The organism is Kitasatospora sp. NPDC091207 (assembly GCF_044768625.1).
In the GTDB taxonomy this organism is placed as follows: domain Bacteria; phylum Actinomycetota; class Actinomycetes; order Streptomycetales; family Streptomycetaceae; genus Kitasatospora.
The window spans coordinates 23,880-47,871 of record NZ_JBIVVS010000009.1; the positions used below are offsets into that span (position 1 = coordinate 23,880).

A 23,992-nucleotide genomic window follows, 5' to 3' on the forward strand; every position below is an offset into this window, starting at 1 on the left:
CCGGGCAAAGCCCGGGGCTAGATCGGCGGCACCGGGGGCGTCTGGGCGGCGAGCTGCGGGGCATTGGCGCACGACTGCTGCCGGACGATCTCCCGGGCGGTCCGCAGAGCGACCCCGATCCGGACCCGGTACACGTCGGCGCGCGGGGCGCCGGCGATCGTGGCGTCGCCCGAGACGATGAGGTCGCGATAGACGAATCCGCTCGTCGGGTCTGCCGGGTCCTCGCAACGGAACAGCAGCTGCGTCGTTCCGTCGTGGAAGAGCCAGCCCTGTGCCCCGGCTCCGAAGTCGAGCGGCACCGGGCGGGTCTGTGGTGAGCCGCCGGCCTCGGTCCGGGTCTTCGCCTCCCGGAACTTCTCGTCCCGTTCCTGGACGTCGACCTGGAGAGCTGTCCGGCGCTTGCCGCCGGACAGCCAGCTGATGCCGCAGCCGGTGTTCGAGCGGGTGTTCGCGAGCGTGCCGACGGTGGTGTCGGCGGCCTTGCCGTCCTCGCCCACCAGCGTTCTGATCTCGTGCTGGCCCAGCACGGACCAGCAGCCACTCGCCGGCACCTCGACCGTGTGCCACGGCTGCCAGAGCCAGAGGCCGCCGCCCGCGCCGGCGGCCAGCACCGCCGCGGCGACGGCGAGGGGCAGGACGCGGGGGCGGGGTCGCCGGGCCGCCCGCTCAGCCATGAGCCTGCTCCTTGGAGAGGTCCGGCACGGTCGGTGCCTCAGCGGGCAGCTGCACCTGGTTGCTGCACCCGTACTCGGCCGCGGCCGTTCTGGCGATCTTGAGCGCGATGTCCGCGTAGGCCTGACGGGTGCGGGCGGCGGAGGCCCCGGGGACCTCGCCGCCACTGACCTTCACGCCGAAGTAGGGTGCCGTGTCGGCGGGCCGGCCAGGGGGTGTCACGAAGTCGCACCGCACGTAGAGCCGAACGTTCGGACCGGAGTACCGCTCATTGCCGGTCCAGGCCACTGCCCCCGGCCCGAAGTCCAGCGGCGCCAACGGCCCCCGGCCGGCGGCCACGGAGCGGTCGGCGTCCACCCCGTCGTAGGCGGGCCGGACGCTGACGTGGAGCAGGTCGTGCTTGTCCCAGTGGACGGTACAGCTGTCGCTGCGGATCAACGCCTCGTCCGGGCCGGCGGGCGTGGCGATCCGGGCGAAGCTGCGGCTCTCGTACGCCTTCCCGTCCGGCCCGGCCAGTGGCCGCAGATCCGCCGGGCCGAGCACGGTCCAGCAGGCGCTGGCGGGCAGCTCCACCGACTGCCACGGCTTCCAGGCCCAGAGTCCGCCGGCGACCGCGGCGGCCACGACGGCGGCGACGGCCCCGTGCCATGGCTTGACCGGCAGCCGCCGTCGCGGCGGATCGTCGGGGGAGCGGGGGATGATGTGGGCGACGTCAACCATGATTCACCGTTTCCCGGTACATGCCCGCACCCAGGCTGTACCCGATCTGGAACTCGCCGGCCGCGTGCGGGGCGATGTCCTCGATGTATTTGGGGTCCAGTCCCGCCGCGGCGCCGGCCTCGCGAACCGCGGCGTCGGCGGCGTCCATCGCGGGCTGCCGGGCCTTTCCGCCGGCGCCGGCCGCCTCCTGGCTGGCCTCGTTGCTGGTATCCACCTTGTAGCTCTCGGCGACGTGCTCGATGATCTTGTCGACGGTGAAGTTCGCCGCGGCGCCGACTCCGGGGGTCGCCTCCAGGGCCTTTCCTCCGGTGAGCTCCCAGACCTTGCCGGCCCATCCGGCCTTCTGGTCGACGGCGTCGTTGTACTCCTTGTCGGTCGCGGTGTGGGTCTCGTACACCTCGTCCACCCGTGAGCTGGTGATGATCCCGCTGACGATCCCGCCCGGCCTGGTGACGTTCTCGATGGCCGCCGTCAGGTCCCCGTGGCTGCCGGCATGGTTGATCACATCAGCGATCTGAGCCGTGGTGTAGGCCTGTTGCGCGTTGGCGATCGCGGCGTACGCCTCCGGGTTGCGGCCGAGGGTCGCGAGCAGGTGCTGGGTGGCGTTCTGGTCGAGCGCGACCGGCACCCCGCCCGTGGAGAGGGGGGTCTTCGTCCCGCCGAGCGAGTGCTGGACATCGCCCATGTAGGAGGCGGTCATGTTGCCCAGGCTGCCGTTCATGTCGCCGAACAGGGCCTTCTCCCCGTAGAGCAGGTCCTTGCCGTCCTCGCCGCCGAACTTGCTGACGACCCTGTCCATGAGACCCCCCATCTCCTTGGTGTGCTGCGGGAGCGGCCCGTCCGCGTCGTCGTACGCCCGGCCCGTGGTGGCCGCCTCCAGGGCGTGGCCGAGGGCGCCGACCTCGAAGGCGTCGGCGGTGCCCGGGTTGGGGCGCAGCGGGTAGGGCATGTCGCGCAGCAGGGAGCGTTCGCCGCTGTCGGTGAGCAGCTCGAAGTACCTGTTCTCCCCGCCGTGGCTCTTCACCGTGCCGTCCGGGTTGTACGTGGTCGGCGGGTCGCTGAAGAACTTGGTGGCCGCCTCGGGGCTGTGGCCGAGCGCCTCCAGGACGGAGGACATCGGGTTGAAGCCGTGGACGTTGCCGTCCTTGTCCGGCACGCCGGTGAACTGGAACTCCTGGAACGGCGAGCCGTGCATCGCCGCCACGGCGTCCCAGCGGCCCGGGTTCTCGCTGGTCAGCTGGGTGACGTGCTCGGCGATCGGGTTGATGAAGTGCGGGTCGTAGTCGCCGTGCCGCAGGATGTTGCCGAGGATCTGGTAGCCGTACGGGCTGGACTTCGGGTTGGCCCTGGGGTCGAGCGGGATCTGCTCGCCGCCGGCCTTGCGCAGGCGCTGCTCCCAGTCGTCGCCGACGTGGGGCTGCTTCGTGCTGTCGGTGGCGGTGGCCAGGGTGAGGCCGAGGCCGTCCTGGATGCCCTTGACGGCGTCCTTGCGGGCCGGGCTGTTGGCGAAGTCGCCGCTCTGCGCCATCGCGCCGTAGGAGGCGAGGAAGGTCGCCGGGTCCTGTCCGCCGTAGAACGCGGCGGCGAAGCGCGGGTCGCCGCCGTGGTGCTGGAGCAGGGTCTGGAGCTGGGCGAGCTGGGCGTCGGTGGCCTTGGAGCCGAGGCTGAGGATCTGCGAGGCCTGCTTGGCCTCGGCCTCGGCGAGGCTGCCGACCGGGGCGCTGTTGAAGGTGGTGGCGTCGGTGCCGGTGTCGCCGGCCAGAGCGGCGGTGGCCGCGGTGTCGGCCTCGGTGGCGCGGTCGAGGGCCTTGCCGATCTCCTCGGCGGTGGCCTGGGCGTCGGACTGCCGGCTCTTGGCGTAGTCCGGGTCCTTCTTGTCCGCCGGGTCGGTGGCGGGCGGCCAGTGCACGCTGCCCCCGGCGTCGACGGTGAGGCCCTTGTCCCCGGCGTGCTGGACGGCGGTCTGCAGGTCCTTCTTGGCGGCCGCGAACTCGTCGTGCGCCTCGCGCAGGGTGCGCGCGATGGCGGAGGCCTCTTCGAAGGCGGCGTGGATCTGGTCGCGGGTGCGGGTGAGTGATCCGGCGGCCGCGTCGGCGCTGGGGCCGTGCCAACCGGACTGCTGGACGGGGCCGATGACCTCGTTCTGCATCCTGGTCGAGAGGTCCCATGCGCGGACCATGGCCTCGAAGTCGCCGGCGGCTCCGTTGAGCGCGGCGAGGTCGAGGTGCTGGAGCTGGCTGAACGTCACCATGGTGGTCTGGATCTTCCCCCGGGCCTCAGTCGTGCTGCTGAGCGAACTGGCTGTGGATCGAGGCTTCGGTGGCCTCGTAGTTCTGCGCGGTGGTCTGCAGGTTCCGGCTGATCGTGCCGACGGCCAGTTCCAGCGTGTGGGTCTGTCCCTGCCAGACGCTCCAGGCGTTGTTGAGCCCGGCGCAGAGGTCGAATCCCATCAGCGAGGAGACCGCGCTGTTGACGTGCTCCCAGGGCCGGCCGCATTCGGTGCGGACGGAGCCCTGGAGGGCGGCGGCGTTGTTGCCGGCCGTCCGGAGCAGGCCGGGGTTGGTGGTGACGGTCTGCCCGCCACCGCCCGCCGCCACGGTGACCGGGGCCGTGGTGCCGGCGGCCGTCGCGGCGAGGTCCGGGAACTGCTTCTTCGCGTCCGCGGTCAGGTTGCCCGAGCTGTCGAACAGCCACGGATTCATTCGGCGTTCGAATTCCAAGTCCGCCATCTGCGTCGTCCCCCCATGTCAGATCGCTCGGGGAGCGTAACCGATCGAGCGGATGGTCGATAATCCTTGGGAAAGCCTTGGGGTTCTTTGCGAAATCATGGCAATTCATACGAAGGAATGGCTTTATTGATATGAATTCCAGCTGAACGGAACATGAATGGCGCATCGAACATGTGCCGTTCCGCACATTGCCCGTCCCGCGCCCGCCGTGCCAGAGTGCCGGACATGGCCCACCGCACCGCGTCCGAACCGCCCGTCCTCACCTCGACGGCCGCCCTCGCCCCCGGCGCCGTCTTCGATTGGCTCGACGAGACGGCCGAACTGCGCGCCCGGGCGGGCCTCACCCGCACGCTGCGCAGCCGGCCCGCCGAGGACGCGGTGCTCGACCTCGCGGGCAACGACTACCTCGGGCTGACCCGCCACCCGGCCGTCACCCGGGCCGCCGCCGACGCCGCGCTGCGCTGGGGCGGCGGCGCCACCGGCTCCCGGCTGGTCACCGGCACCACCGCCCTGCACACCGAACTGGAGGGTGAGCTGGCCGAGTTCTGCGGGGTGGAGGCCGCGCTGGTGTTCTCCTCCGGCTACACCGCCAACCTGGCCGCGCTGACCGCGCTCACCGACCCGGACACCCTGATCGTCTCCGACGCCTACAACCACGCCTCACTGATCGACGGCTGCCGGCTCGCCCGGGGCGATGTCCACCGCGCCCCGCACAGCGACCCGGACGCCGTCCGCGCCGCCCTCGCCGGGCGCGACCACCGGCGGGCGCTGGTGGTCACCGACTCCGTCTTCTCCGTCGACGGCAACGCCGCCCCGCTGACCGGTCTCTCCGCCGCGGCCCGCGCCCACGGCGCCGCCCTGCTGGTGGACGACGCGCACGGGCTGGGCGTCCTGGGCCCCGGCGGTGCCGGCGCCCTGGCCGCCGCCGGCCTGGCGGGCGAACCGGACACCGTCGCCACCGTCACCCTCTCCAAGTCGCTCGGCTCCCAGGGCGGCGCGGTGCTCGGCCCGCGCCGGGTGATCCGCCACCTCACCGAGACCGCCCGCACCTTCATCTTCGACACCGGCCTGGCCCCGGCCGCCGCGGGCGCCGCCCTCGGCGCGCTGCGCCTGCTGCGGGCCGAGCCGCACCGCGCCGAGCGCGCCCGCGAGGTCGCCCGCTCCCTCGCCGACCGGCTCACCGCCGCCGGGCTGCACGCCTCCGACCCGGACGCGGCCGTGGTCTCGGTCCGCGCGCCGGGCCCCGAGGCCGCCGTCGCCTGGGCGGCCGACTGCCGCCGGGCCGGTCTCGCCGTCGGCTGCTTCCGCCCGCCCTCCGTCCCGGACGGCATCTCGCGGCTGCGGCTTACCGCGCGGGGCGACCTGACGGACACCCAGATCACCGACGCGGTAAGGATCATCGCCGCGCTCGCCCCGGCGGGCGCGCACACCGCCTGACCGCACGCCGCTGACCGCACGCCGGTCCGACCGCGTTCCGTCCGACCGCGCACCGCCGGGTGCCGAACCGGGCGGCCCGTCCGTGCGTCCCTGCAACCGGGGCGACGGACGGGGCGGGGATGGATCCGGACGTTCGGCGGGCGCTGGTCAAGGCGCTGACGATCGTGGCGGCGGTACTGGCACTGCTCGGGGTGGGCGGCTGGGGCGCGGTGACGGCGGGTGAGAGGCTCGGGTACGCGGCCGGTTGGACCGGTACGCCCGGCGTGCTGGTCGCCGACCGGTGCCTGCGCAGCGACTCCGCCGAGGCCGTCCCCACCGAGACCGGCGACTGCCGGGGCACCTTCTTCCCCGACGGCGGCGGCCTCCCCACCGAGCACGCCAGGATCGACTGGAGGGTGGACACCCACACCCGGGTCCGGGTCTCCTGCGAGGACGGCGAGTGCCGGCTCGCGGGCACGGTCGGGCTGTTCAAGTGGTTGAGCCTCTTCCTGTTCGCCCTGACCGCGATCGCCCTCGGAGCCTGCCTGGCCGCCCGACTGTCGCGGTCCCTGCTCCCGTGGAGGTGGCTGGTGCCGGCACTGGCGATCCTCACCGGCGCCCTGCTCACGGGCGCCTTCGCCTTCCTCCTCGGCGGCCTCGCCGCGGGCTGACCCCCTGGTGCACTCCAAGAGCAGCCCGGGCCGCCCGACGGGCTTGCCGCACAGGACGTCGGACCGGCCGACGTCCTGTGCGGCGGGCGAGCTCAGAGCCCCGCCAGCTCCAGCAGGAACGCCGTCTCCGCGTCCTGCCGCCCCGCCGCCGTGCGCGGGGCGGCGACGATCACGGCGAGCGTCCGGCACCAGGCCAGGACCCGGGCCGGATCGGCGCCCGGGACGAGTGCGCTCAGGCCGGCGATCCGCCGCTCCAGGGCGGCCCGGTCGGTCACGCCGTCGAGTACCCAGTCCACCAGGTCGAAGTCCGGATCCCCGAGCGACGGCCGGGGGTCGATCGCCACCGGCCCGGCCGGGCCGTCCATGACGTTGGCCGGGTGGAGGTCCCCGTGTACCAGCGCCACCGGTCCGCCCGCCGCCAGCTCCCGGGCGGCGGCCCGTGCCCCGGGCGGCACCGCGCCGGGTGCCCGCCGCTCGGTGAGGTCGAAGAGGAACTCCACCCGGTCACCGAGCGGCCCCAGGGCGAGCCCGTCCACCGGAACCGACCGCAGGGCGCCGAGCAGCGGCGCCACCTCCGCCGGGTGCCAGGTTCGCCGGCGCAGCGTCACCCCGGGCGCGACGTCCGCCAGCAGCAGGGCGTTCGCCGCCGCGTCCGTCTCCAGGAGCCGGACGACGCACGGCAGTCCCGCCCAGGCCCGCAGCGCCGTCGCCTCCTGCGCGGCCACCTCGGGATCGGGTGTCAGCTTCAGCCAGACGGTGGCGCCGTCGCCGCGTTCGCAGCGGAACACCCGCGACGTCCCGCCGCCGCCGGCCGCGCGGACCGTCAGGCCCCAGCGCCGGGCCAGGTCGTCCACCAGCGCCGGCAGCGCCGCGCACCAGGCCTCGGCCGCCGGGCCGAAGCGGACCGTCAGCCGGTCCTGGACCTCGGCCGGTACGGTCACCAGGTCGCGCGGAACCGTCTCGTCCCCGGTCACGGCTGCCCCAGCACCAGCAGTGCCTCCGCGCCGACCGGGCGGAAGCCGGCAGCCTGGAAGGCCCGCACGCTGGTCGCGTTGCCGGGCGCCTGCTGCGACCAGATCCACTCGCCCTCCGGCAGCAGATGCCGGGCGCTCGCCGCGAGCGCGCGCCCCAGGCCCCGGCCGCGCGCCTGCGGATCCACCTCGATCGCGCACTCCCACCGCCCGGCCACCCCGCGCCCGAGCACCAGGACCCCGCCGTCGACCGTGAACACCCGGACGTCCTCCCGGTAGCGCAGGGCGCGCACCACCCGGGGGTGCTCACGGTCGCGGACCTCGGCCAGGGGCAGCGGCGGGCTGCCGGGCAGCCGGCCGGCCACGGTCATCAGGTCGATGTTGTTGACCACCCGGCCGGTCCGCTCGGCGAACGCGGTCAGGAAGGGCGGGCAGAGCGGCGCGGCCAGCGGGTCGCTCGGCACCGCGGCCAGCACCTCGTGCACCCAGGCCGGGTCCTCGTCGGTGAAGACCACGGCGTGCGCGGAGAACGACAGCACCCCGGCCTCGCGCGCCGACGGCTGCGGCACCACCGTCACCGACCCGTCCGAGGGCGGGAAGAGCCCGCCCGCCGCGTCGGCCAGGATCTCCCGCAACCCGCGCTCGCCCACCCCGCACCCCTCCACCCGTGAAGCTTCTCGCTCGAAGGGCGCCAGCCTATGTGATCATCGGCCGGCCGCTCCGGCCCGGTCCCGCCCCGGCACGCTCCGGCCCGGTCCCGCCCCCGTCACGCCTTCCGCGCCCGGCTCGGCTGCACCCTGCTCGGCTCGCCGGGAGCCTTCGGGTGGTCCGGCGGGTACGGCAGCTCACCGAGGCCCTCGTCCCGCAGCTGCCGCTCGTACAGCTCCAGCAGCCCGTCCAGCCGGTACGCCTCGTCGTCCATCTCCGCCTGCAGATCGCCGAGTTCGGCGAGCCGCAGCGGTACCGTCCGCAGGTCGAAGTCCTCCGGGGCGGCGTCGTCCAGCTCCTCCCAGCGCAGTGGTGTCGAGGCGGTCGCCCGGGGACGGGCGCGCAGCGAGTAGGCGGAGGCGATGGTCCGGTCCCGGGCCATCTGGTTGTAGTCGACGAAGATCCGCTCGCCGCGCTCCTCCTTCCACCACGCCGTGGTCACCCGGCCCGGCATCCGCTGCTCCAGCACCCGGCCGAGCGCGATCACCGCGTGCCGGCCGTCGGTGAACGTCCACCGCGGTTCCAGCGGCACGTAGACGTGCACCCCGCGCCCGCCGGAGGTCTTCGGCCAGCCGCGCAGCCCGTGCTCGTCGAGCAGCGCGCGGAGCTCGTGGGCGGCCGTCGCGGCGTCGTGGAAGTCGGTGCCCGGCTGCGGGTCGAGGTCGATCCGCAGCTCGTCGATGTGGTCGGTGTCGGAGCGGCGCACCGGCCAGGGGTGGAACGTCAGGCAGCCCAGATTGGCCGCCCAGAGCACGGCGGCCGGCTCGGTCGGGCAGATCTCGTCGGCGGACCGCCCGCTCGGGAAGTTGATCCGGGCCGTCGGCAGCCACTCCGGCAGGCCCTTGGGCGCCCGCTTCTGGTAGAAGAACTCGCCCTCGACCCCGTCCGGGAAGCGCTGCAGCGTGGTCGGCCGGTCCCGCAGCCCGCGCAGCACCCCGTCCGCGACGGCCAGGTAGTACTGCGCGACGTCCAGCTTGGTGAAGCCGCGCTCGGGGTAGTACACCTTGTCCGGATTCGACAGCCGGACGCTGCGCCCGGCGACATCCAGTTCCACGGCTGAGCCCATGCCTCTCACGCTAGACGCGCTCCGCCCGGCGCGCGCCCCGGAACGGTTGGCGCGAGGATCGGAGCCATGGACCTGCCCGTGATGCCGCCGGTGGCGCCGATGCTCGCCAAGTCGGTGGCCAAGATCCCGCCGGGAATGCAGTACGAGGCGAAGTGGGACGGCTTCCGCACCGTCGTCTTCCGCGACGGCGACGAGGTCGAGCTCGGCAGCCGCACCGGAAAGCCGCTGACCAGGTACTTCCCCGAACTGGTGGAGGCCCTGAAGCGGGAGCTGCCGCCGCGCTGCGTGCTGGACGGCGAGGTGGTGATCGCCCGGGACGGCCGGCTGCGGTTCGAGGAGCTGCTGGAGCGGATCCATCCGGCGGCCAGCCGGGTGCGGATGCTGGCCGAGCGCACCCCCGCCTCCTTCGTGGCCTTCGACCTGCTCGCGCTCGACGACGTCTCGCTGCTCGACGCGCCGCTCTCGGTGCGGCGCCCGGCCCTGGAGACGACGCTCGCCGACGCCGCCGACCCGGTCTTCACCGCCCCCGCCTCCACCGACCGCGACCTCGCGCAGAGCTGGTTCGCCGAGTACGAGGGGGCCGGACTGGACGGTGTGGTGGCCAAGCCGCTGGACCAGCCCTACCGGCCGGGGGAGCGGACCATGTTCAAGATCAAGCACGAGCGCACCGCCGACTGCGTGGTGGCCGGCTACCGCGAGCACAAGAGCGGCCCGGTGGTCGGCTCGCTGCTGCTCGGCATCAACGACGCCGAGGGGCGGCTGCAGCACGTCGGAGTCTGCGCCGCCTTCTCGATGGCCCGGCGGCGTGAACTCGTCGAGGAACTCGCGCCGTTGCGGATGACCGACGTCGCGGCCCACCCGTGGGGCGGCTGGGCGGACGAGGCCGCCCACGCCGACGCCCGGCTGCCCGGCGCGGTCAGCCGCTGGACCGGCGGCAAGGACCTCTCCTGGGTCGCGCTGCGCCCCGAGCGGGTGGTCGAGGTGGCGTACGACCACATGGAGGGCACCCGGTTCCGGCACACCGCCCAGTTCCGCCGCTGGCGCCCGGACCGCACCCCGGAGAGCTGCACCTACGGGCAGCTGGAGGAGCCGGTCTCCTACGACCTGGCCCGGGTGCTGGGGGGCTGACCGGCCGGCCGGTCCGCCGCCCGGGGAGCGGGTCGCTCCCCGGGCGGCGGTGCCGCGGCGTTCGATGCTCCTGGTGGTCCCGCTTCCCGGCGGGCCGGTCAGGCCACCGAGGCGGACGGCGAGGAGCTCCCGGCCGCGGGCGGGAACGAGTAGACGTTCCCCGGCGAGACGATCTCGGTGATCGCCTTGGCGAAGAGCGTCGACGGTTCCTCGCCCTGGGACGAGATGTCGGTGTTCAGCAGCACCGCGAGGGTGGCCTGCGCCGACGGCAGGTAGACCACCGCGCTCTGGTACCCCGGCAGCGAGCCGTTGTGCCCGATCCACCCGTGGTTGACGAACAGCCCGAGCCCGTAGCCGACGCCCGGCAGCGGCGAGGGCGGCGTCACCAGCCGCTGGGCCTGGGTGGCCGGTGTGAGCAGCGTGCCGGTGGCCAGGACCTTCGCCCACTTCTGCATGTCGGCCAGGTCGGAGATGACCGCGCCCGCCGCCCAGGCCCAGGACGGGTTCCAGTCGGTGGCGTCCGCGATCGTGCCGTCCGGGGTCTGGTCGGTGTAGCCGCGCGCGTGCGGCTGCGGGAACGCGGCGTCGGTCGGGAAGACCGTCCGGCCCAACCCGGCCGGGTCGAACACCTGTTGCTTCAGGAAGACGTCGAGCGGCTGCCCGGCGAGCTTCTCCACCACCAGGCCGATCAGCACGGTGTTGGTGTTGCTGTACTCGAACTCGGTGCCCGGGGCGAAGTCCGCGGGGTGTTTGAAGGCGTACCCCAGCAACTGCTGCGGGGTGAAGACCTGTTGGGGATTGTTGATGACCGCCTGCTGGAAGTCCGGGTCCGCCGTGTAGTTGAAGAGGCCGCTGCGCATGTCGGCGAGCTGGCGCAGGGTGATCACGTCCCCGCCGGGCACGCCCGCGATGTACGTGCCGACCGGGTCGTCCAGACCGGCCTTGCCCTGGTCGACCAACCGCAGCAGCCCGGTGACGGTGAAGGTCTTGGTCTCGCTGCCGATCCGCATGTTCAGCCCGGTGACCATCGGTGTGCCGGCGACCTTGTCGGAGACGCCGAAGGCCTTCAGGTAGGCACCGTCGGGCGTGGTCAGCGCGACCATCACGCCGGGCACGGAGGCCTCGCTCAACACCCGCTGCACCGCCGAGTCCAGCCGCGCGGTGACGTCCGGGGTGAGGGCCACCACGGTGCCGCCGGAGGAGGGCGAGGAGCCGGACGCGCTCGCGCCCGGCGTGCCCGAGCCGCTCGGCGACCCGCTCGGCGATCCGCTCGACGGGCCGCTCGACGGGCCGGGGGTGGTGGCCGACGGGCTGAGCGCGGCCGGCACCGCCGTGATCGCTCCGGCGGCCGGCGCGTCGGACGCCGCCCCGCCGGAGCAGCCGGCGGCGGCCAGCAGACCGGTCAGGGCCAGTGCCGCGGTGGCCGCCCGCCCGTACCGGCGGGGCCGTGGGGCGAGCGGCCGTCGTGTCTTCGTCATGATCGAGGCGCCTCTCTGGGCCGAACGGCCCCGGAGCGGCGCTCCACGAGGCCATGGGGGGAGCGATCGCCACGGTATGCGCGCCGTGACCGGCCCGCGCGCGGGCCGCCGCGCCGCTGGCCCGAACGGCCCCACCCCCGGCCGCCCCGCGCGGTCCCGGCGCGCGCCCGCGCGCCCGGACGGCGGCCCGCCGGGTCCGACCGGCTCCCCGCTCCCCGGGGTGCCGGGCCCGGCCCGAGTACGCCCCGGGCGCTGCGCCGAACGGGTGGCCACCGGCACGCCGCGACGGCCGCCGGGCCCGGCTCGGGCACGATCGTTCAGCCCAGCTGTGGCGCCCGTTAAGAATTCCTCGATGGACCGCACCCCCTCCCACCAGGCAGATTGCTCCATGCCAGGTGCGAGGGGGCAGGAGCAGCCACCCCGCCGGGCCCCGTCGGCCTGCCCACACCAGGCCGCCCCACCATGCGTCAGGAGCCGCCGCAGTGAAGGCACTCGTCAAGCAGAAGGCCGAGCCGGGACTCTGGCTGATGGACGTCCCGAAGCCTGCCATCGGCCCCGGCGAGGTGCTGATCAAGGTGCTGCGCACCGGCATCTGCGGCACCGACCTGCACATCCGCAAGTGGGACGGCTGGGCGCAGCAGACCATCCGGACCCCGCTCGTGCTCGGCCACGAGTTCGTCGGCGAGGTGGCCGAGATCGGCGCGGCCGTCGCGGACATCTCGGTCGGCGACCTGGTCAGCGGCGAGGGCCACCTGGTCTGCGGCAAGTGCCGCAACTGTCTGGCCGGCCGCCGCCACCTCTGCCGCAACACCGTCGGCCTCGGGGTCGGCCGCGACGGCGCCTTCGCCGAGTACGTCGCCCTGCCCGCCTCCAACGTCTGGGTGCACCGGGTCCCGGTGGACCTCGACGTCGCGGCGATCTTCGACCCCTTCGGCAACGCCGTGCACACCGCGCTGTCCTTCCCGCTGGTCGGCGAGGACGTGCTGATCACCGGTGCCGGCCCGATCGGCATCATGGCCGCCGCCGTCGCCAAGCACGCCGGCGCCCGCAACGTGATGATCACCGACGTCTCGCCGTACCGCCTCGACCTGGCCCGTGAGGTCGGTGTGACGCTCGCCCTCAACGTGGCCGAGCACACCATCGAGGAGGGCCAGCAGAAGCTCGGCCTGCGCGAGGGCTTCGACGTCGGCCTGGAGATGTCCGGCCGCCCCGAGGCGATGCAGTCGATGATCGCCAACATGACCCACGGCGGGAAGATCGCCATGCTCGGGCTGCCCGCCGAGCAGTTCCCCGTCGACTGGGCCTCGGTCGTCACGTCGATGATCACCATCAAGGGCATCTACGGCCGCGAGATGTTCGAGACCTGGTACGCGATGTCCGTCCTGCTGGAGGGCGGGCTCGACCTCAGCCCCGTGATCACCGGCCGCTACGCCGCCGCGGACTACGAGGCCGCCTTCGACGAGGCCGCGAGCGGCCGCTGCGGCAAGATCATCCTCGACTGGACCGTCTGAGACCGTCTGACCCCCTCTAGGGAGACACCGTGTTCGACAACGTGCGCGACGACCTGGCCGCCACCCTCGACGAGATCCGCGAGGCCGGCCTCTTCAAGCCCGAGCGGGTGATCGGCTCCCCGCAGAGCGCCGCCGTCACCGTCACCGCCGGCGGGCGGCCCGGAGAGGTGCTGAACTTCTGCGCCAACAACTACCTCGGCCTCGCGGACCACCCCGAGGTGCTCACCGCCGCCAAGGACGCGCTGGACCGCTGGGGCTACGGCATGGCCTCGGTCCGCTTCATCTGCGGCACCCAGGACGTGCACAAGGAGCTGGAGGACCGCCTGTCCGGGTTCCTCGGCCAGGAGGACACGATCCTCTACTCCTCCTGCTTCGACGCCAACGGCGGGGTCTTCGAGACCCTGCTCGACGAGCGCGACGCCGTCATCTCCGACGCCCTGAACCACGCGAGCATCATCGACGGCATCCGCCTCTGCAAGGCCCGCCGGCTGCGCTACGCCAACCGCGACCTGGCCGACCTGGAGCAGCAGCTCAAGGAGGCCCAGGGCGCCCGCCGCCGACTGGTCGTCACCGACGGCGTCTTCTCGATGGACGGCTACGTGGCCCCGCTGCGCGAGATCTGCGACCTGGCCGAGCGCTACGACGCCATGGTCATGGTCGACGACTCGCACGCGGTCGGCTTCGTCGGCCCGAACGGGCGCGGCACCCCGGAGCTGCACGGTGTGATGGACCGCGTCGACATCATCACCGGCACCCTCGGCAAGGCCCTCGGCGGCGCCTCCGGCGGCTACGTCGCGGCGCGGCGCGAGATCGTCGCGCTGCTGCGCCAGCGCTCGCGGCCCTACCTGTTCTCCAACTCGCTCGCCCCGGTGATCGCCGCCGCCTCGCTGAAGGTGCTCGACCTGGTCGAGCGCTCGACCGAGCTGCGCGAGAAGCTGGCCGCCAACACGGCGCTGTTCCGGTCGAGGATGACCGAGGCCGGCTTCGAGATCCTGCCCGGCGACCACCCGATCGCTCCGGTCATGATCGGCGACGCGGCCAAGGCCGGCCGGCTCGCCGAGCTGCTGCTGGAGCGCGGCGTGTACGTGATCGGCTTCTCCTTCCCGGTCGTGCCGCACGGCGCGGCCCGGATCCGGGTGCAGCTGTCCGCCGCGCACTCCACCGAGGACGTCGAGCGCGCCGTCGCGGCCTTCGTCGACGCGCGCGCCGCACTGGGGGAGTAGCCCCGTCGGGCGCCCGCGCCCAGGAGCCGGGACCGGGTGCCCGGCCCGATGACCCGGACCGCGTCCCCGGCCCGAGCACCCCGGTGCTCCCGGGCCGCCCCGAGGACCGCCCGTGGCACGTCCGCTCGGAACCGGACGTGCCACGGGCACCCGGACCGCCGTGCGGCGGGGGCCGGCCCGGACCGCCTCCCCCGCACGGCACACCACCACAGACCAACTGCCCCACCCTCCCGCCCCGGAGCGGGACGTCGGCCCGGCCGATGTCCCGCTCCGGGGTTTCGGTCGAGGAGGGGCCTCCAGCGGCACACGGCCGCGGCGGTCCGGCGACGGGACGCGCGGAGCGGGACGGTGCCCGGGCCGCAGGACCGTCGGCACACGGCCGCCGGGACCCCTCCCGGCCGTGCCCGGCCCGACCGGTCAGGAGGTGTGGTCGGGCCAGGGGACGTCGGTGGCGACGGCGGCGGTGTAGTCGACGCCCGGCACGGCGAATCCGTACAGGCGGTGGACTTCGTCCCGGAACCAGCCGAGGTCGGCGAGGCCGGCGATGCTGTCGGTGGTGGCGGCCGCCCAGCGTTCGGCGACGGCCGCCTGGACGCCGTCGGTGAGTTCCCAGGTGTCCAGGCGGATCCGGCCTTCGTCGTCCGGCGCGAGCGGGGCCGCGCCGGTGAGCTGGTCCCACAGGGCGGCGAGCTGGTGGACCGGCGGCACCAGGCCCGTGCCGAGGACGCCGCGCAGCAGGCCGGTGTAGAGGCCGATGCCCGGGATGGCGGTGGAGGACTGCGTGACGGCGGCGCCGTTGACGGAGGTCAGGGCCCGCCCGCCCACCGTCCTGGCGAGTCGCGCGTCCAGGGTGCGGGCGGTGGCCTCCAGGTGGGCCTTGGCCACGCCGATGGTGCCCTGCCGGTAGATCGCCGCCGTCAGCGGCGATCCGATGTACGACAGCGCGGCGGTGGTGAAGCCCTCGCCGAGCAGGCCCCGGCCGGCGAGGTGGTCGATCCAGCGTTCCCAGTCCGCACCGCCCATCACGGCCACGGTCTGCTCCACGTCGTCACCCTCGGCCGGCCCGGTCTCGACCTCGCGGACCTCGGGAACGCCCTGGCCGTCGAAGAGGAGGGTCTTGGTGCGGTTCGCCCGGCCGATCGGCTTGAGGACGGAGGAGTGGGTGAGGCCGGTGTCGGGATCGGTGCGCCGGGGCGCGGCCACCGAGTAGATCAGGTAGTCCAGCCTGCCGCCGAAGCGCTGCTCGACGAGGTCGGCGACCTGGTCCTTCATCGCGTCGGAGAACGCGTCGCCGTTGAGGAAGACCAGATCCCGCCCGGCGGTGCGGGCCAGCTCGGCGGTGGCCGCGGTGCGGTACCAGCCCGCCGTCGCGGTCCGCCGTTCGGTGGGGGCCTTCTCGAAGGAGACCATGACGCCCCGGATGCCGGCGCGCTTGAGTCCGGCGAGCGTGGCCGCCAGGCCGTACCCGGCCGAGGAGCCGATGACCAGGGCCACCGGCCCGGCACCCTCCGGTGCGTCGGCGGGGTCGGGGCAGGCCTGCCACATGTCCGTCACCGACTGCTCGCAGCCCGCCGGGTGGGAGTCGAGGAAGAGGAAGCCCCGGTTGCGGGGGGTGAGAACGCGCTCGGTCACGGGTGCGGTCCTTGGGTCGGCCGGGGACAGGGACGCGGCGACCGGTCGGGCCACCGCGTCCCGCAAGTCTGCGACAGCGCGGACACGGGCAGTGGCACCGCCGGGGACAATGATCATGAGCCGGCCTTGGAGTGTTTCCACCATGCCCGCCGTGCTTCCGCTGCCGTTCCGGGCGGGCTTCCGGACGCGCTCCCGCCGCCGGTCGCGCCGTGCCGTCCCGGCGGCCGGTCCTCCGGTGGTCCGGCGCCCTGCGGCACGCTGGCAGAATTGGCGTGTGATCGACGCACGACGGCTGCGGACCCTGCGGGCCGTGGCGGACCACCGCACCGTGACCGCCGCGGCGGCCGCCCTCTACCTCACCCCCTCGGCGGTGTCCCAGCAGCTGGCCGCGCTGGAGCAGGAGACCGGGCACCACCTGCTCGCCCGTGAGGGCCGGGGGGTGCGGCTCACCGCGGCCGGCGAGATCCTGCTCGGGCACGCCGACGCCGTCCTCGCCCAACTGGAGCGGGCCGAGGCCGATCTCGCCGCCTACAGTGCCGGTGTGGCCGGCGAGGTCACCGTGGCCTCCTTCGCCACCGGGATCTCCCTGGTGCTGGCGCCCGCCATCGGCACGCTCGCCGACAAGGCGCCCGGGGTCCGGCTGAAGGTGCTGGACGCGGAGGGCGACGCCAGCCTGCCGATGGTCCTGGACGGGCGCGCCGACCTGGCGGTGGCCGTCGAGTACCGGGGTGCGCCGCGGGCCGACGACGCCCGGCTCACCCGGGTACCGCTGTACGCCGAGCCGTTCGAGGCGGTGCTGCCGCTCGGCCACCCGCTCGCCGCCGGCGCGGGCCCGATCGCCGTCGCCGACCTGGCCGACGAGCCGTGGATCGGGCCCTACCCGGGCAATCCGTGTCACGACGTGGTGCTGCTGGCCTGCGAGTACGCCGGGTTCCAGCCGCGCCTGGTGCACTCCTCGGACGACTTCCGCGCTGTCGTCGCCCTCGCCTCGGCCGGTGCGGGGGTGGCCCTGGTACCGCGCTCCGCGCTGCTCGGGGTGGAGCTCGGCCGGGTCGCGGTGCGGCCGGTGGACAGCGCTCTCGCCACCCGGCGGGTCTTCGCCGCCGTCCGGGCGGGCGGGGACGGCCACCCGCTGATCCGCCCGGTGCTGGCGGCCCTCACCGAGGTGGCCGCGGCCGCCGGCTGAGCGGGCCCGCCCGAGAGCCGCGACGGCGGCCGCCCCTGGGGACGGCCGCCGCCGATGCTGCTCCGGGCGTGCTACGCGGCCAGGTCGACGCGCCTCGACCCGCCGCGGCGGGGGCCGTTGCCACCCTGCGACGTACGGCCCTGCGACGTGCCGCCCTGGCCGCCGGCTGAGCGGGCCCGCCCGAGAGCCGCGGCGGCGGCCGCCCCTGGGGACGGCCGCCGCCGATGCTGCTCCGGGCGTGCTACGCGGCCAGGTCGACGCGCCTCGGCCCGCCGCGGCGGGGGCCGTTGCCGCCCTGCGACGTACGGCCCTGCGACGTGCCACCCTGCGACGTCCGGCTCTGCGACGTACGGTCCGAGGATCCGGGGCGGCCGCGGCGGTTGCGACCCGCCGAGCCACCGCGACGGGGCCGCTCGACCACGGGGTCGGCGATCACGACCGGCACGCCGGTGGGCACGCGGGCGCCGGTGATCCGAGCGAGCTCGGGGTCGGTGGGGTGGACCCGGGTGGCCTCGGGGGTGATCCCGGCGGTGGCCATCATGCGGGCCGTCTCACGGCGCTGGTTGGGCAGCACGAGCGTGACGACGGTCCCGGACTCGCCCGCCCGGGCGGTGCGGCCGCCGCGGTGGAGGTAGTCCTTGTGGTCGGTCGGCGGGTCCAGGTTGACGACCAGGTCGAGGCCGTCGACGTGGATGCCCCGGGCCGCGACGTTGGTCGCGATCAACGCGGTGACCTGGCCGTCGCGGAACTGCTGGAGGGTGCGGGTGCGCTGGGGCTGGGACTTCCCGCCGTGCAGCGCGGCCGCCTTCACCCCGCTGGCGAGCAGCTCGTCCACCAGTCGGTCGGCGCCGTGCTTGGTGTCGATGAACATGATCACACCGCCCTCGCGGGAGGCGATGTGGGCGATCGTGGCGTTCTTGTCGCTGTTCTGCACGTGCAGGACGTGGTGCTCCATGGTGCTGACCGCGCCGGCGGAGGGGTCCACGGAGTGGGTGACCGGGTCCTTGAGGAACCGGCGCACCAGACGGTCGACGTTGCGGTCCAGGGTGGCGGAGAACAGCATCGTCTGGCCGTCCGACTCGACCTGGTCGAGCAGTTCGATGACCTGGGGCAGGAAGCCCATGTCGGCCATCTGGTCGGCCTCGTCGAGCACGGTGATCCCGACGCTGTCGAGCCGGCAGGCACCGCGCTGGATCAGGTCCTTGAGCCGGCCGGGGGTGGCGACGACGACGTCGGCGCCGCGGCCGAGGATCTGTGCCTGGCGGCCGAGCGACATACCGCCGACCACGGTCGCCATCCGCAGCCGCACCGCGTGGGCGTACGGGGTGAGCGCCTCGGTGACCTGCTGGGCGAGCTCACGCGTCGGGACCAGGACGAGTGCCAGCGGGCGGCCGGGCTCGGCCTTCCGGCCGGCGGTGCGGGCCAGCAGGGCGAGCCCGAACGCGATGGTCTTTCCGGACCCGGTCCGGCCGCGCCCGAGGACGTCACGGCCGGCCAGCGAGTTCGGCAGCGTCGCGGCCTGGATGGGGAACGGCGAGGTGACGCCCTGGCGGGTGAGCGTCGACAGGAGGGCCCTGGGCATGTCGAGCTCGTCGAAGGACTCGACGGCGGGCAGCGCCGGGGTGGTGCTGACCGGCATCGCGAACTCGCCCTGAACGGAGGAGCCCTGGCGCCGCCGCGGCCCGCCGCCGGAGCGCGAGCCGTAGCCGCTGCCACCGCCCGAACGGGAGCCGTACGAGCCGCCGCCGGAGCGGGAGCCGTACGCCCCGTCACCGGAGCGGGAGCCGTAGGAGCCCTCACCCGAACGGGAGCCGTAGGAGCCACCGCCGGAGCGGGAGCCGTACGAGCCGCCGCCGGAGCGGGAATCGGCATTCTGGTACGAGGAGCGACTGGAACGGTTCATATGGAGACCTTCCTCAAGGTGGCACGTCACGAGGAAGGCTCCGCGCCCACGGATACCCGGGCGGAGGCTGCAAGGAACGGGCCGGAACAGGGACGAGCGGGGCGTGGACGGTGAAACCGTGCGGCACGTCACCTACGGTCTGAGCTCGGCGCACGGGGCGGGAGCGAAGAACCTCGAACCGTGAGAGTCACGGCGGGGGGCCGACCCGGACGCGGTGCGGAGCGACTCGCGTGGGGAAGGCCGCCGGTGGCGGAGCCGGGCGCGCCCGGGTGACCGGGCGTCGGTGGTCCTGCAATGCCGAGGGGCCCGCACCGGCATGTACGCGGTGCGGGCCCCTCGCTGCCGGGCGGGTGCCGCGGCGAAAACTACAGCGGACGAATGTTCTCGGCCTGCGGGCCCTTCTGGCCCTGCGTGACGTCGAACTCGACCTTCTGGCCCTCGAGCAGCTCACGGAAGCCGTTGGCGTTGATGTTCGAGTAGTGGGCGAACACGTCAGGACCGCCACCCTCCTGCTCGATGAAGCCGAAGCCCTTTTCCGCGTTGAACCACTTCACAGTGCCATTAGCCATAAAGAAATCTCCTTCAAGGGGCTGTCCGGAGCCCGCACCGTGCGTGCTCCGAGATGCCGCGATGATGACCCACCCGGGGAAGAGCCGGGAAACAGAAAATGTGCCTGCGATACCTCAGCAGGCGCACACAAAGTTCATGGGAACCACTACTGCAACTCAGTCGACTCTAGCAGGCCGGGGGTCGCCGTGGTGAAGGATTTCACCCCCGACGCCTCCGGACGGCCTCCCGGAGGTGACTTCCGCGACCGCGCCGGCCCACCCAATGGGTGGCCGGTCCGGCGGAGTTGGCGACCGGCGAGCAGGCCGGTCCGGGCCGTCGGCGCTCCGTGAATACCGGCGGAGACGGGTGCGGGGCCGTTGGCGCGGGCACCGTCGCCGGCCGGGCCGCCGCCCGGGCGCCGGCCCGCCGGCGGCCGCAATTCCGGTCGGCGGAGCCGCGAAGAGCATCGTTCCGATTCCGTTTATGTGCGAATTCGAGACCTTCCGAACGGCCCGCTCCCGCATGATCCGGCGCATACTGGGGGAGATGACGAAATCAGCAGCAGTCCGGCGTACCCTGCCCACCAGCCCCTTCAAGGCCAGGGTCGAAGCACCACTCAAGAGGTTCGCCGTGGGCGACAGGGTCACCCACGACACCTACGGCCTCGGTCGGGCCATCGCGGTCGAGGGCGACGGCGACATCGCGGTACTCGTCGACTTCGGCTCACGGCAGGAGCGGATCACCCAGCCGTACACCGCCATGTTCAAGCTCTGAACCGCTGTTCGAACTCCGACCCGGGGCGTCCCCGGGGCCGTGCGGCCCCGGGGACGCACGGCTGTCCCGGCGGCCGTCGGGTCCGGGCAGGCGTCCGGCTGCCGGGGCGCGAGGGGTGCCCGGGTCCGCGCGGACCCGGGCCGTGGGCTACCGCTCCCGGGCGGCCGGACGGAGCACCCGGCGCACGGCGCCGCGCAGCCACTGATGGGCCCCGTCGGCGGTGTGCCGCGGGTGCCAGGCCATGCCGATCGTCAACGGCGGCAGCGGCAGCGGGATTTCCAGCAGGCGCAGTCCCAGCGCGTGCGCCGCGTCGCTGAGCGGTGAAGGGGGCTCACCCGGCAGCGCGGTCGGCACCAGGCAGACCACGTCGCCCACCGCGGCCAGCGCCATCGCCGCCAGGTGTCCGGGCAGGACGGCGCCGACCCGCCGGCTGAGCCCCTGTTCGGCCAGGGCCGCGTCCAGCGGGCCGGTGAAGCGACCCCGGCGACTGACCGCCACGTGCTCGGCCGCGGCCAGCCGGGCCGGAGTGAGAGTTCCTTCGGCGAGCGGGTGCCCGGCCCTGACGCCGGCCGCCATCCCCAGGGTGACCAGCTCCTCGACCCGGGTCTCCGGGTCGACGTGGTCGATGGCCCCGATCTCCAGGTCGATCCGCCCGTCACGCAGGGCCGGGCCCGCCTCCCACTCCTCGGCCAGCACCCGCAGCGAGACGCCGGGCGCCCGGCGCCGGGCCAGCCCGAGCAGACCCGGCGCCAGCGCCGCGCCGACCAGGTCCGCGGTCTGGACGGTGAAGGTGCGCCGCAGTGCGGCGGGGTCGACCCCGCCGCTCGGGGTGAGCAGGGCCTCCAGCCGGCGCACCACCGCTGAGGCCTCGTCCCGCAGCGCCTCGGCGCGGGGTGTGGGCACCATCGTCTGTCCGGCCCGCACCAGGAGCGGATCCTGGAGCACCCGGCGCAGCCGGGCCAGGGTGCGGCTCATCGCCGCGGGGGAGGTGTGCAGCCGCGCGGCGGCACGGGTGACGCTCTGTTCGGTCAGCAGGGCGTCGAGGGCGACGGCGAGATTGGCGTCGAGGGTGGCGTCGAGCTTCGGATCTGGGCTGGTCACCGGCATTATTCCGTTTCAGGCAATGATGGGTTGCTGAAGTTCCCATTGTGGCAATGCGGTGCGGATCCGCACGATGAGGGGGTCGTACCGATCCGCTACAGACCGTGAGGATTTCATGATCGTCATAACCGCCCCCACCGGGAACATCGGCCGGCGGCTGCTGTCGCTGCTGGTCGAGGCCGCGCCCGCACACGGCGAGGAGCTGCGGGTCGTGGTCCGCGACCCCGCCCGGCTCCCCGGAACCGTGCGCGGACGGGTCGAGGTGATCACCGGCTCGCACGGTGACGCCGCGACCGTCGAGCGCGCCTTCGCCGGGGCCGACGCCGTCTTCTGGCTGGTGCCCCCGGACGCCTCGGTCACGCCCGACGAGGCGTACAGCGGATTCACCCGCCCGGCCGCCCGGGCGTTCGCCGCCCACGGCGTCGGCCATGTGGTCGGCGTCTCGGCGCTCGGGCGCGGCACCCCGCAGGCCGCCGAGGCCGGGCTGGTCACCGCCTCGCTGGCGATGGACGACCTGATCGCCGGCTCCGGCGTCGCCTACCGCGCCCTGGCCAACCCGTCCTTCTTCGAGAACCTGCTGGAGGAGGCCGACTCGATCCGCGAGAACGGCGTCTTCACCGATACCGCCGCCGCGGACCGGCCGGCCCCCATGGTGGCCGTCGCGGACATCGCCGCGACGGCGGCCGGGCTGCTGCTGGACCGCTCCTGGAGCGGCGTCGGCAGCGTGCCGGTGCTCGGCCCGCAGGACCTGTCGCCCGACGACCTGGCCCGCATCATGACCGAGGAGTTGGGCCGTCCGGTGCGCTATCGGCGCGAGTCGCTCGACGAACTGCGGTCCACCATGCTCGGCTACGGCCTCGACCCGGCGTTCGTGGAAGGCATGGTCGACATGAAGCGCGCCAAGGACCGGGGCCTGGACGCGGGCGTGGACCGCTCGTCGCGGGCGGTCCCGGCCACCGGGTTCGCGCAGTGGTGCGCGCAGACCCTCAAGCCCGCCGTCCTCGCCGCCGCACCGGAGGCAGCCGATGCCCGCTGACCGAACCGAACCGCCGGTGACCGCGTTCATGCTGGTCAAGACCACGCCCGAGTGGCTGGCGATGACCGTGACCGAACGCGTCCACGCCTTCACCACCCAGGTCGTCCCGGTGATCGAGGCCCGCACCTGCGGCGTCCGCTCCCGGTTCTACGACACGGAGTTCTACTCGGCGCGGGTCACCGACATCTGGGTCTGGGAGGCGGACGACCACGACGCCTACCGGCTGTTGATCGACGCGCTGCGCGAAACCCCCTTCTGGGACCGCTACTTCGACGTCGTGGACCTGCTCGTGGGCACCGAGAACGGCTACGCCCGGACGTACGGTCTGGAGCCGGTGGCCAGTATCGCCACCTGAAGCGCCGCCCCCGGCCGGCCGGTGCCACCACCATGGTGTGGCGGCACCGGCCGGTCGGCCGTCGTCACCGCCGCGCACGGCGGCGCCGTTCGGGTGGCGCCGGGCGTCAGGCGGAATCGCGCACGACCATGCGCACACCCAGCAGGTTCTGCGTGGTGGGCGCCTGGTCGGGCTCGGTCACCAACCGGTCCACCAGGGCGGCGAGTTCCTCGCCGTCGGGCAGGGTCAGATGGACGGTGGTCAACCGCGGGCGCAGTAGCCGGGCCAGCATGAGGTCGTCGGCGCCGACCACGGCGACCTGGCCCGGTACGTCCAAACCGGCGTCCTGGAGGGCGCGTTGGACCAGCATGGCGTACTCGTCGTTGTAGCCGAACACCGCGTCCAGGGCCAGGGCGCGGCAGCGTTCGGCGAGTTCGCCGGCGCTCTGCTCGGTGTAGTCGAGCGGCAGCGGCTCGACGTGTACGGCGGCGGCCGGCCCGCCCGGGGCCGCGGCGGCCCGGACCCCGGCCAGCCGCAGCGCGCTGAACGCGTCGAGGCCGGGGTCGGTCGGTACGACGACCCCGATCCTGCGGCGGCCGGTGGCGATGAGGTGCGCTCCGGCGGCGGCGCCGACCTCGCTCTGGTCCAGGACCAGGTTGTGCGCACCCTCGACGGGGGGAATGCCCAGGGTCACGACCGCCCGGGTGCCGGCCCGGTGCAGGGTCCGCACGCCGGTGGGGGTGAGGACCGGCTCCAGGCAGAGCACCGCCGCCGGGCGCAGCTCGGCCCAGGCGCGCGCGGAATCGTCCCCGGCGTCCGGGCTCCGGCCGTACAGCACGCCGGTGTACCCGTGCCGCTGGAGGGCGTGCTGCAACTCCCGGTAGAAGGAGCTGAACAGCGGCCCGATCGGCCAGGAGTGGCCGACCAGCAGCACGATCGCGCTCCGCCCGGCCCGCAGTGAGCGGGCCGCGGCGTGCGGGACGTAGCCGAGCTCCTCGGCGGCGGCCCGGACCTTCTGCCTGGTCTGCTCGCCGACCCGGCCGCCCGGGGTGTCGTTCAGCACGAAGGACACCGTGGCGCGGGACACCCCCGCCAGGCGTGCGACATCGGCGCTGGTCGGCGGCGTGCTCGGATTCGTGTGGATGGCCATAACGGTTGGAATCTTTTCACGGCCGGGGGCTGGC

22 protein-coding genes are annotated in these 23,992 nt (G+C 74.0%); 9 read left to right on the top strand and 13 right to left on the bottom strand.

The annotated features are described in order from the left end of the window. Positions 1 to 17: 17 nt before the first annotated feature. From ACIQTO_RS17150 to ACIQTO_RS17165, 4 genes are read right to left on the bottom strand one after another with little or no spacing between them, the layout of a single operon-like run. On the bottom strand, positions 18 to 674 hold the full coding sequence (locus tag ACIQTO_RS17150; protein ID WP_402388413.1) for a hypothetical protein: 657 nt from the start codon (positions 672 to 674) through the stop codon (positions 18 to 20). Next, positions 667 to 1,392: a hypothetical protein gene (locus ACIQTO_RS17155; RefSeq protein WP_402388414.1), complete on the bottom strand. Its 726-nt coding sequence runs from the start codon at positions 1,390 to 1,392 to the stop codon at positions 667 to 669. Before ACIQTO_RS17155 ends, ACIQTO_RS17150 begins: the two co-directional genes overlap by 8 nt. Then, positions 1,385 to 3,643, bottom strand: a complete 2,259-nt coding sequence (locus tag ACIQTO_RS17160) for a hypothetical protein (protein ID WP_402388415.1) — start codon at positions 3,641 to 3,643, stop codon at positions 1,385 to 1,387. Before ACIQTO_RS17160 ends, ACIQTO_RS17155 begins: the two co-directional genes overlap by 8 nt. Before the next feature lie 25 nt (positions 3,644 to 3,668). Further along, complete coding sequence (locus ACIQTO_RS17165; protein WP_402388416.1) at positions 3,669 to 4,121, bottom strand: hypothetical protein; 453 nt, start codon at positions 4,119 to 4,121, stop codon at positions 3,669 to 3,671. Between the two features lie 225 nt (positions 4,122 to 4,346). Here ACIQTO_RS17165 and ACIQTO_RS17170 point away from each other — a divergent pair, with 225 nt between their 5' ends. Beyond that, a complete protein-coding gene (locus ACIQTO_RS17170; RefSeq protein WP_402388417.1) occupies positions 4,347 to 5,558 on the top strand; it encodes an 8-amino-7-oxononanoate synthase in 1,212 nt (403 codons plus the stop codon). Positions 5,559 to 5,677: 119 nt separating this feature from the next. Then, the gene (locus ACIQTO_RS17175) at positions 5,678 to 6,208 is read left to right on the top strand and encodes a hypothetical protein (RefSeq protein ID WP_402388418.1); all 531 of its coding nucleotides are present in this window, start codon (positions 5,678 to 5,680) and stop codon (positions 6,206 to 6,208) included. Between the two features lie 92 nt (positions 6,209 to 6,300). Here the strand turns inward: ACIQTO_RS17175 and ACIQTO_RS17180 are convergent, their stop codons facing one another. From ACIQTO_RS17180 to ligD, 3 genes are all read right to left on the bottom strand, one after another. Next, positions 6,301 to 7,182 carry an aminoglycoside phosphotransferase family protein gene (locus tag ACIQTO_RS17180; protein ID WP_402388419.1) on the bottom strand — a complete coding sequence of 294 codons (882 nt, stop codon included), beginning with the start codon at positions 7,180 to 7,182 and terminating at the stop codon, positions 6,301 to 6,303. Beyond that, positions 7,179 to 7,829, bottom strand: a complete 651-nt coding sequence (locus ACIQTO_RS17185) for a GNAT family N-acetyltransferase (RefSeq protein WP_402388420.1) — start codon at positions 7,827 to 7,829, stop codon at positions 7,179 to 7,181. The genes ACIQTO_RS17180 and ACIQTO_RS17185 overlap by 4 nt, the downstream gene beginning before the upstream one ends. Before the next feature lie 116 nt (positions 7,830 to 7,945). Beyond that, on the bottom strand, positions 7,946 to 8,953 hold the full coding sequence (ligD, locus tag ACIQTO_RS17190; RefSeq protein ID WP_402388421.1) for a non-homologous end-joining DNA ligase: 1,008 nt from the start codon (positions 8,951 to 8,953) through the stop codon (positions 7,946 to 7,948). Positions 8,954 to 9,019: 66 nt separating this feature from the next. Here ligD and ACIQTO_RS17195 point away from each other — a divergent pair, with 66 nt between their 5' ends. Further along, the gene (locus ACIQTO_RS17195; protein ID WP_402388422.1) at positions 9,020 to 10,081 is read left to right on the top strand and encodes an ATP-dependent DNA ligase; all 1,062 of its coding nucleotides are present in this window, start codon (positions 9,020 to 9,022) and stop codon (positions 10,079 to 10,081) included. A gap of 98 nt (positions 10,082 to 10,179) precedes the next feature. Here the strand turns inward: ACIQTO_RS17195 and ACIQTO_RS17200 are convergent, their stop codons facing one another. Beyond that, positions 10,180 to 11,559: a serine hydrolase domain-containing protein gene (locus tag ACIQTO_RS17200; protein WP_402388423.1), complete on the bottom strand. Its 1,380-nt coding sequence runs from the start codon at positions 11,557 to 11,559 to the stop codon at positions 10,180 to 10,182. Positions 11,560 to 12,041: 482 nt separating this feature from the next. Here ACIQTO_RS17200 and tdh point away from each other — a divergent pair, with 482 nt between their 5' ends. Then, a complete protein-coding gene (tdh, locus tag ACIQTO_RS17205; RefSeq protein ID WP_402388424.1) occupies positions 12,042 to 13,070 on the top strand; it encodes an L-threonine 3-dehydrogenase in 1,029 nt (342 codons plus the stop codon). Positions 13,071 to 13,099: 29 nt separating this feature from the next. Beyond that, positions 13,100 to 14,293, top strand: a complete 1,194-nt coding sequence (locus ACIQTO_RS17210; protein ID WP_402388425.1) for a glycine C-acetyltransferase — start codon at positions 13,100 to 13,102, stop codon at positions 14,291 to 14,293. Between the two features lie 417 nt (positions 14,294 to 14,710). Here ACIQTO_RS17210 and fabV read toward each other — a convergent pair whose 3' ends face one another. Further along, positions 14,711 to 15,925 (bottom strand): enoyl-[acyl-carrier-protein] reductase FabV, encoded by a 1,215-nt coding sequence (fabV, locus tag ACIQTO_RS17215; protein WP_402388426.1) that lies wholly within the window; start codon positions 15,923 to 15,925, stop codon positions 14,711 to 14,713. A 274-nt stretch (positions 15,926 to 16,199) separates the two neighbouring features. Here fabV and ACIQTO_RS17220 point away from each other — a divergent pair, with 274 nt between their 5' ends. Further along, positions 16,200 to 17,111 (top strand): LysR family transcriptional regulator, encoded by a 912-nt coding sequence (locus tag ACIQTO_RS17220; RefSeq protein ID WP_402388427.1) that lies wholly within the window; start codon positions 16,200 to 16,202, stop codon positions 17,109 to 17,111. 241 nt (positions 17,112 to 17,352) lie between these two features. Here ACIQTO_RS17220 and ACIQTO_RS17225 read toward each other — a convergent pair whose 3' ends face one another. Both ACIQTO_RS17225 and ACIQTO_RS17230 read right to left on the bottom strand, forming a co-directional pair. Next, complete coding sequence (locus ACIQTO_RS17225) at positions 17,353 to 19,014, bottom strand: DEAD/DEAH box helicase (RefSeq protein ID WP_402388428.1); 1,662 nt, start codon at positions 19,012 to 19,014, stop codon at positions 17,353 to 17,355. Positions 19,015 to 19,379: 365 nt separating this feature from the next. Next, on the bottom strand, positions 19,380 to 19,583 hold the full coding sequence (locus ACIQTO_RS17230; RefSeq protein WP_030918248.1) for a cold-shock protein: 204 nt from the start codon (positions 19,581 to 19,583) through the stop codon (positions 19,380 to 19,382). Between the two features lie 526 nt (positions 19,584 to 20,109). Here ACIQTO_RS17230 and ACIQTO_RS17235 point away from each other — a divergent pair. Continuing rightward, positions 20,110 to 20,337: a hypothetical protein gene (locus tag ACIQTO_RS17235; protein ID WP_360640631.1), complete on the top strand. Its 228-nt coding sequence runs from the start codon at positions 20,110 to 20,112 to the stop codon at positions 20,335 to 20,337. A 147-nt stretch (positions 20,338 to 20,484) separates the two neighbouring features. Here the strand turns inward: ACIQTO_RS17235 and ACIQTO_RS17240 are convergent, their stop codons facing one another. After that, positions 20,485 to 21,444: a LysR family transcriptional regulator gene (locus tag ACIQTO_RS17240; protein ID WP_402388429.1), complete on the bottom strand. Its 960-nt coding sequence runs from the start codon at positions 21,442 to 21,444 to the stop codon at positions 20,485 to 20,487. Between the two features lie 109 nt (positions 21,445 to 21,553). Between ACIQTO_RS17240 and ACIQTO_RS17245 the strand changes: the two genes are divergently transcribed. Together ACIQTO_RS17245 and ACIQTO_RS17250 are read left to right on the top strand one after the other, a co-directional pair. Beyond that, entirely contained in the window at positions 21,554 to 22,474 is a 921-nt protein-coding gene (locus ACIQTO_RS17245; RefSeq protein ID WP_402388430.1) for an NAD(P)H-binding protein, read from the top strand. After that, on the top strand, positions 22,464 to 22,829 hold the full coding sequence (locus ACIQTO_RS17250; protein WP_402388431.1) for a darcynin family protein: 366 nt from the start codon (positions 22,464 to 22,466) through the stop codon (positions 22,827 to 22,829). Before ACIQTO_RS17245 ends, ACIQTO_RS17250 begins: the two co-directional genes overlap by 11 nt. Before the next feature lie 106 nt (positions 22,830 to 22,935). On the opposite strand, the gene ACIQTO_RS17255 is transcribed toward ACIQTO_RS17250, so the two are convergent. Further along, on the bottom strand, positions 22,936 to 23,958 hold the full coding sequence (locus ACIQTO_RS17255; protein WP_402388432.1) for a LacI family DNA-binding transcriptional regulator: 1,023 nt from the start codon (positions 23,956 to 23,958) through the stop codon (positions 22,936 to 22,938). Positions 23,959 to 23,992: the final 34 nt, after the last annotated feature.

What these genes read in the sequence shown, in the direction of transcription:
- ACIQTO_RS17150 (WP_402388413.1), bottom strand. Translation starts at nt 674, where the DNA reads ATGGCTGAGCGGGCGGCCCGGCGACCCCGCCCCCGCGTCCTGCCCCTC.
- ACIQTO_RS17155 (WP_402388414.1), bottom strand. Translation starts at nt 1,392, where the DNA reads ATGGTTGACGTCGCCCACATCATCCCCCGCTCCCCCGACGATCCGCCG.
- ACIQTO_RS17160 (WP_402388415.1), bottom strand. Translation starts at nt 3,643, where the DNA reads ATGGTGACGTTCAGCCAGCTCCAGCACCTCGACCTCGCCGCGCTCAAC.
- ACIQTO_RS17165 (WP_402388416.1), bottom strand. Translation starts at nt 4,121, where the DNA reads ATGGCGGACTTGGAATTCGAACGCCGAATGAATCCGTGGCTGTTCGAC.
- ACIQTO_RS17170 (WP_402388417.1), top strand. Translation starts at nt 4,347, where the DNA reads ATGGCCCACCGCACCGCGTCCGAACCGCCCGTCCTCACCTCGACGGCC.
- ACIQTO_RS17175 (WP_402388418.1), top strand. Translation starts at nt 5,678, where the DNA reads ATGGATCCGGACGTTCGGCGGGCGCTGGTCAAGGCGCTGACGATCGTG.
- ligD (WP_402388421.1), bottom strand. Translation starts at nt 8,953, where the DNA reads ATGGGCTCAGCCGTGGAACTGGATGTCGCCGGGCGCAGCGTCCGGCTG.
- ACIQTO_RS17195 (WP_402388422.1), top strand. Translation starts at nt 9,020, where the DNA reads ATGGACCTGCCCGTGATGCCGCCGGTGGCGCCGATGCTCGCCAAGTCG.
- ACIQTO_RS17200 (WP_402388423.1), bottom strand. Translation starts at nt 11,559, where the DNA reads ATGACGAAGACACGACGGCCGCTCGCCCCACGGCCCCGCCGGTACGGG.
- ACIQTO_RS17225 (WP_402388428.1), bottom strand. Translation starts at nt 19,014, where the DNA reads ATGAACCGTTCCAGTCGCTCCTCGTACCAGAATGCCGATTCCCGCTCC.
- ACIQTO_RS17230 (WP_030918248.1), bottom strand. Translation starts at nt 19,583, where the DNA reads ATGGCTAATGGCACTGTGAAGTGGTTCAACGCGGAAAAGGGCTTCGGC.
- ACIQTO_RS17235 (WP_360640631.1), top strand. Translation starts at nt 20,110, where the DNA reads ATGACGAAATCAGCAGCAGTCCGGCGTACCCTGCCCACCAGCCCCTTC.
- ACIQTO_RS17240 (WP_402388429.1), bottom strand. Translation starts at nt 21,444, where the DNA reads ATGCCGGTGACCAGCCCAGATCCGAAGCTCGACGCCACCCTCGACGCC.
- ACIQTO_RS17245 (WP_402388430.1), top strand. Translation starts at nt 21,554, where the DNA reads ATGATCGTCATAACCGCCCCCACCGGGAACATCGGCCGGCGGCTGCTG.
- ACIQTO_RS17250 (WP_402388431.1), top strand. Translation starts at nt 22,464, where the DNA reads ATGCCCGCTGACCGAACCGAACCGCCGGTGACCGCGTTCATGCTGGTC.
- ACIQTO_RS17255 (WP_402388432.1), bottom strand. Translation starts at nt 23,958, where the DNA reads ATGGCCATCCACACGAATCCGAGCACGCCGCCGACCAGCGCCGATGTC.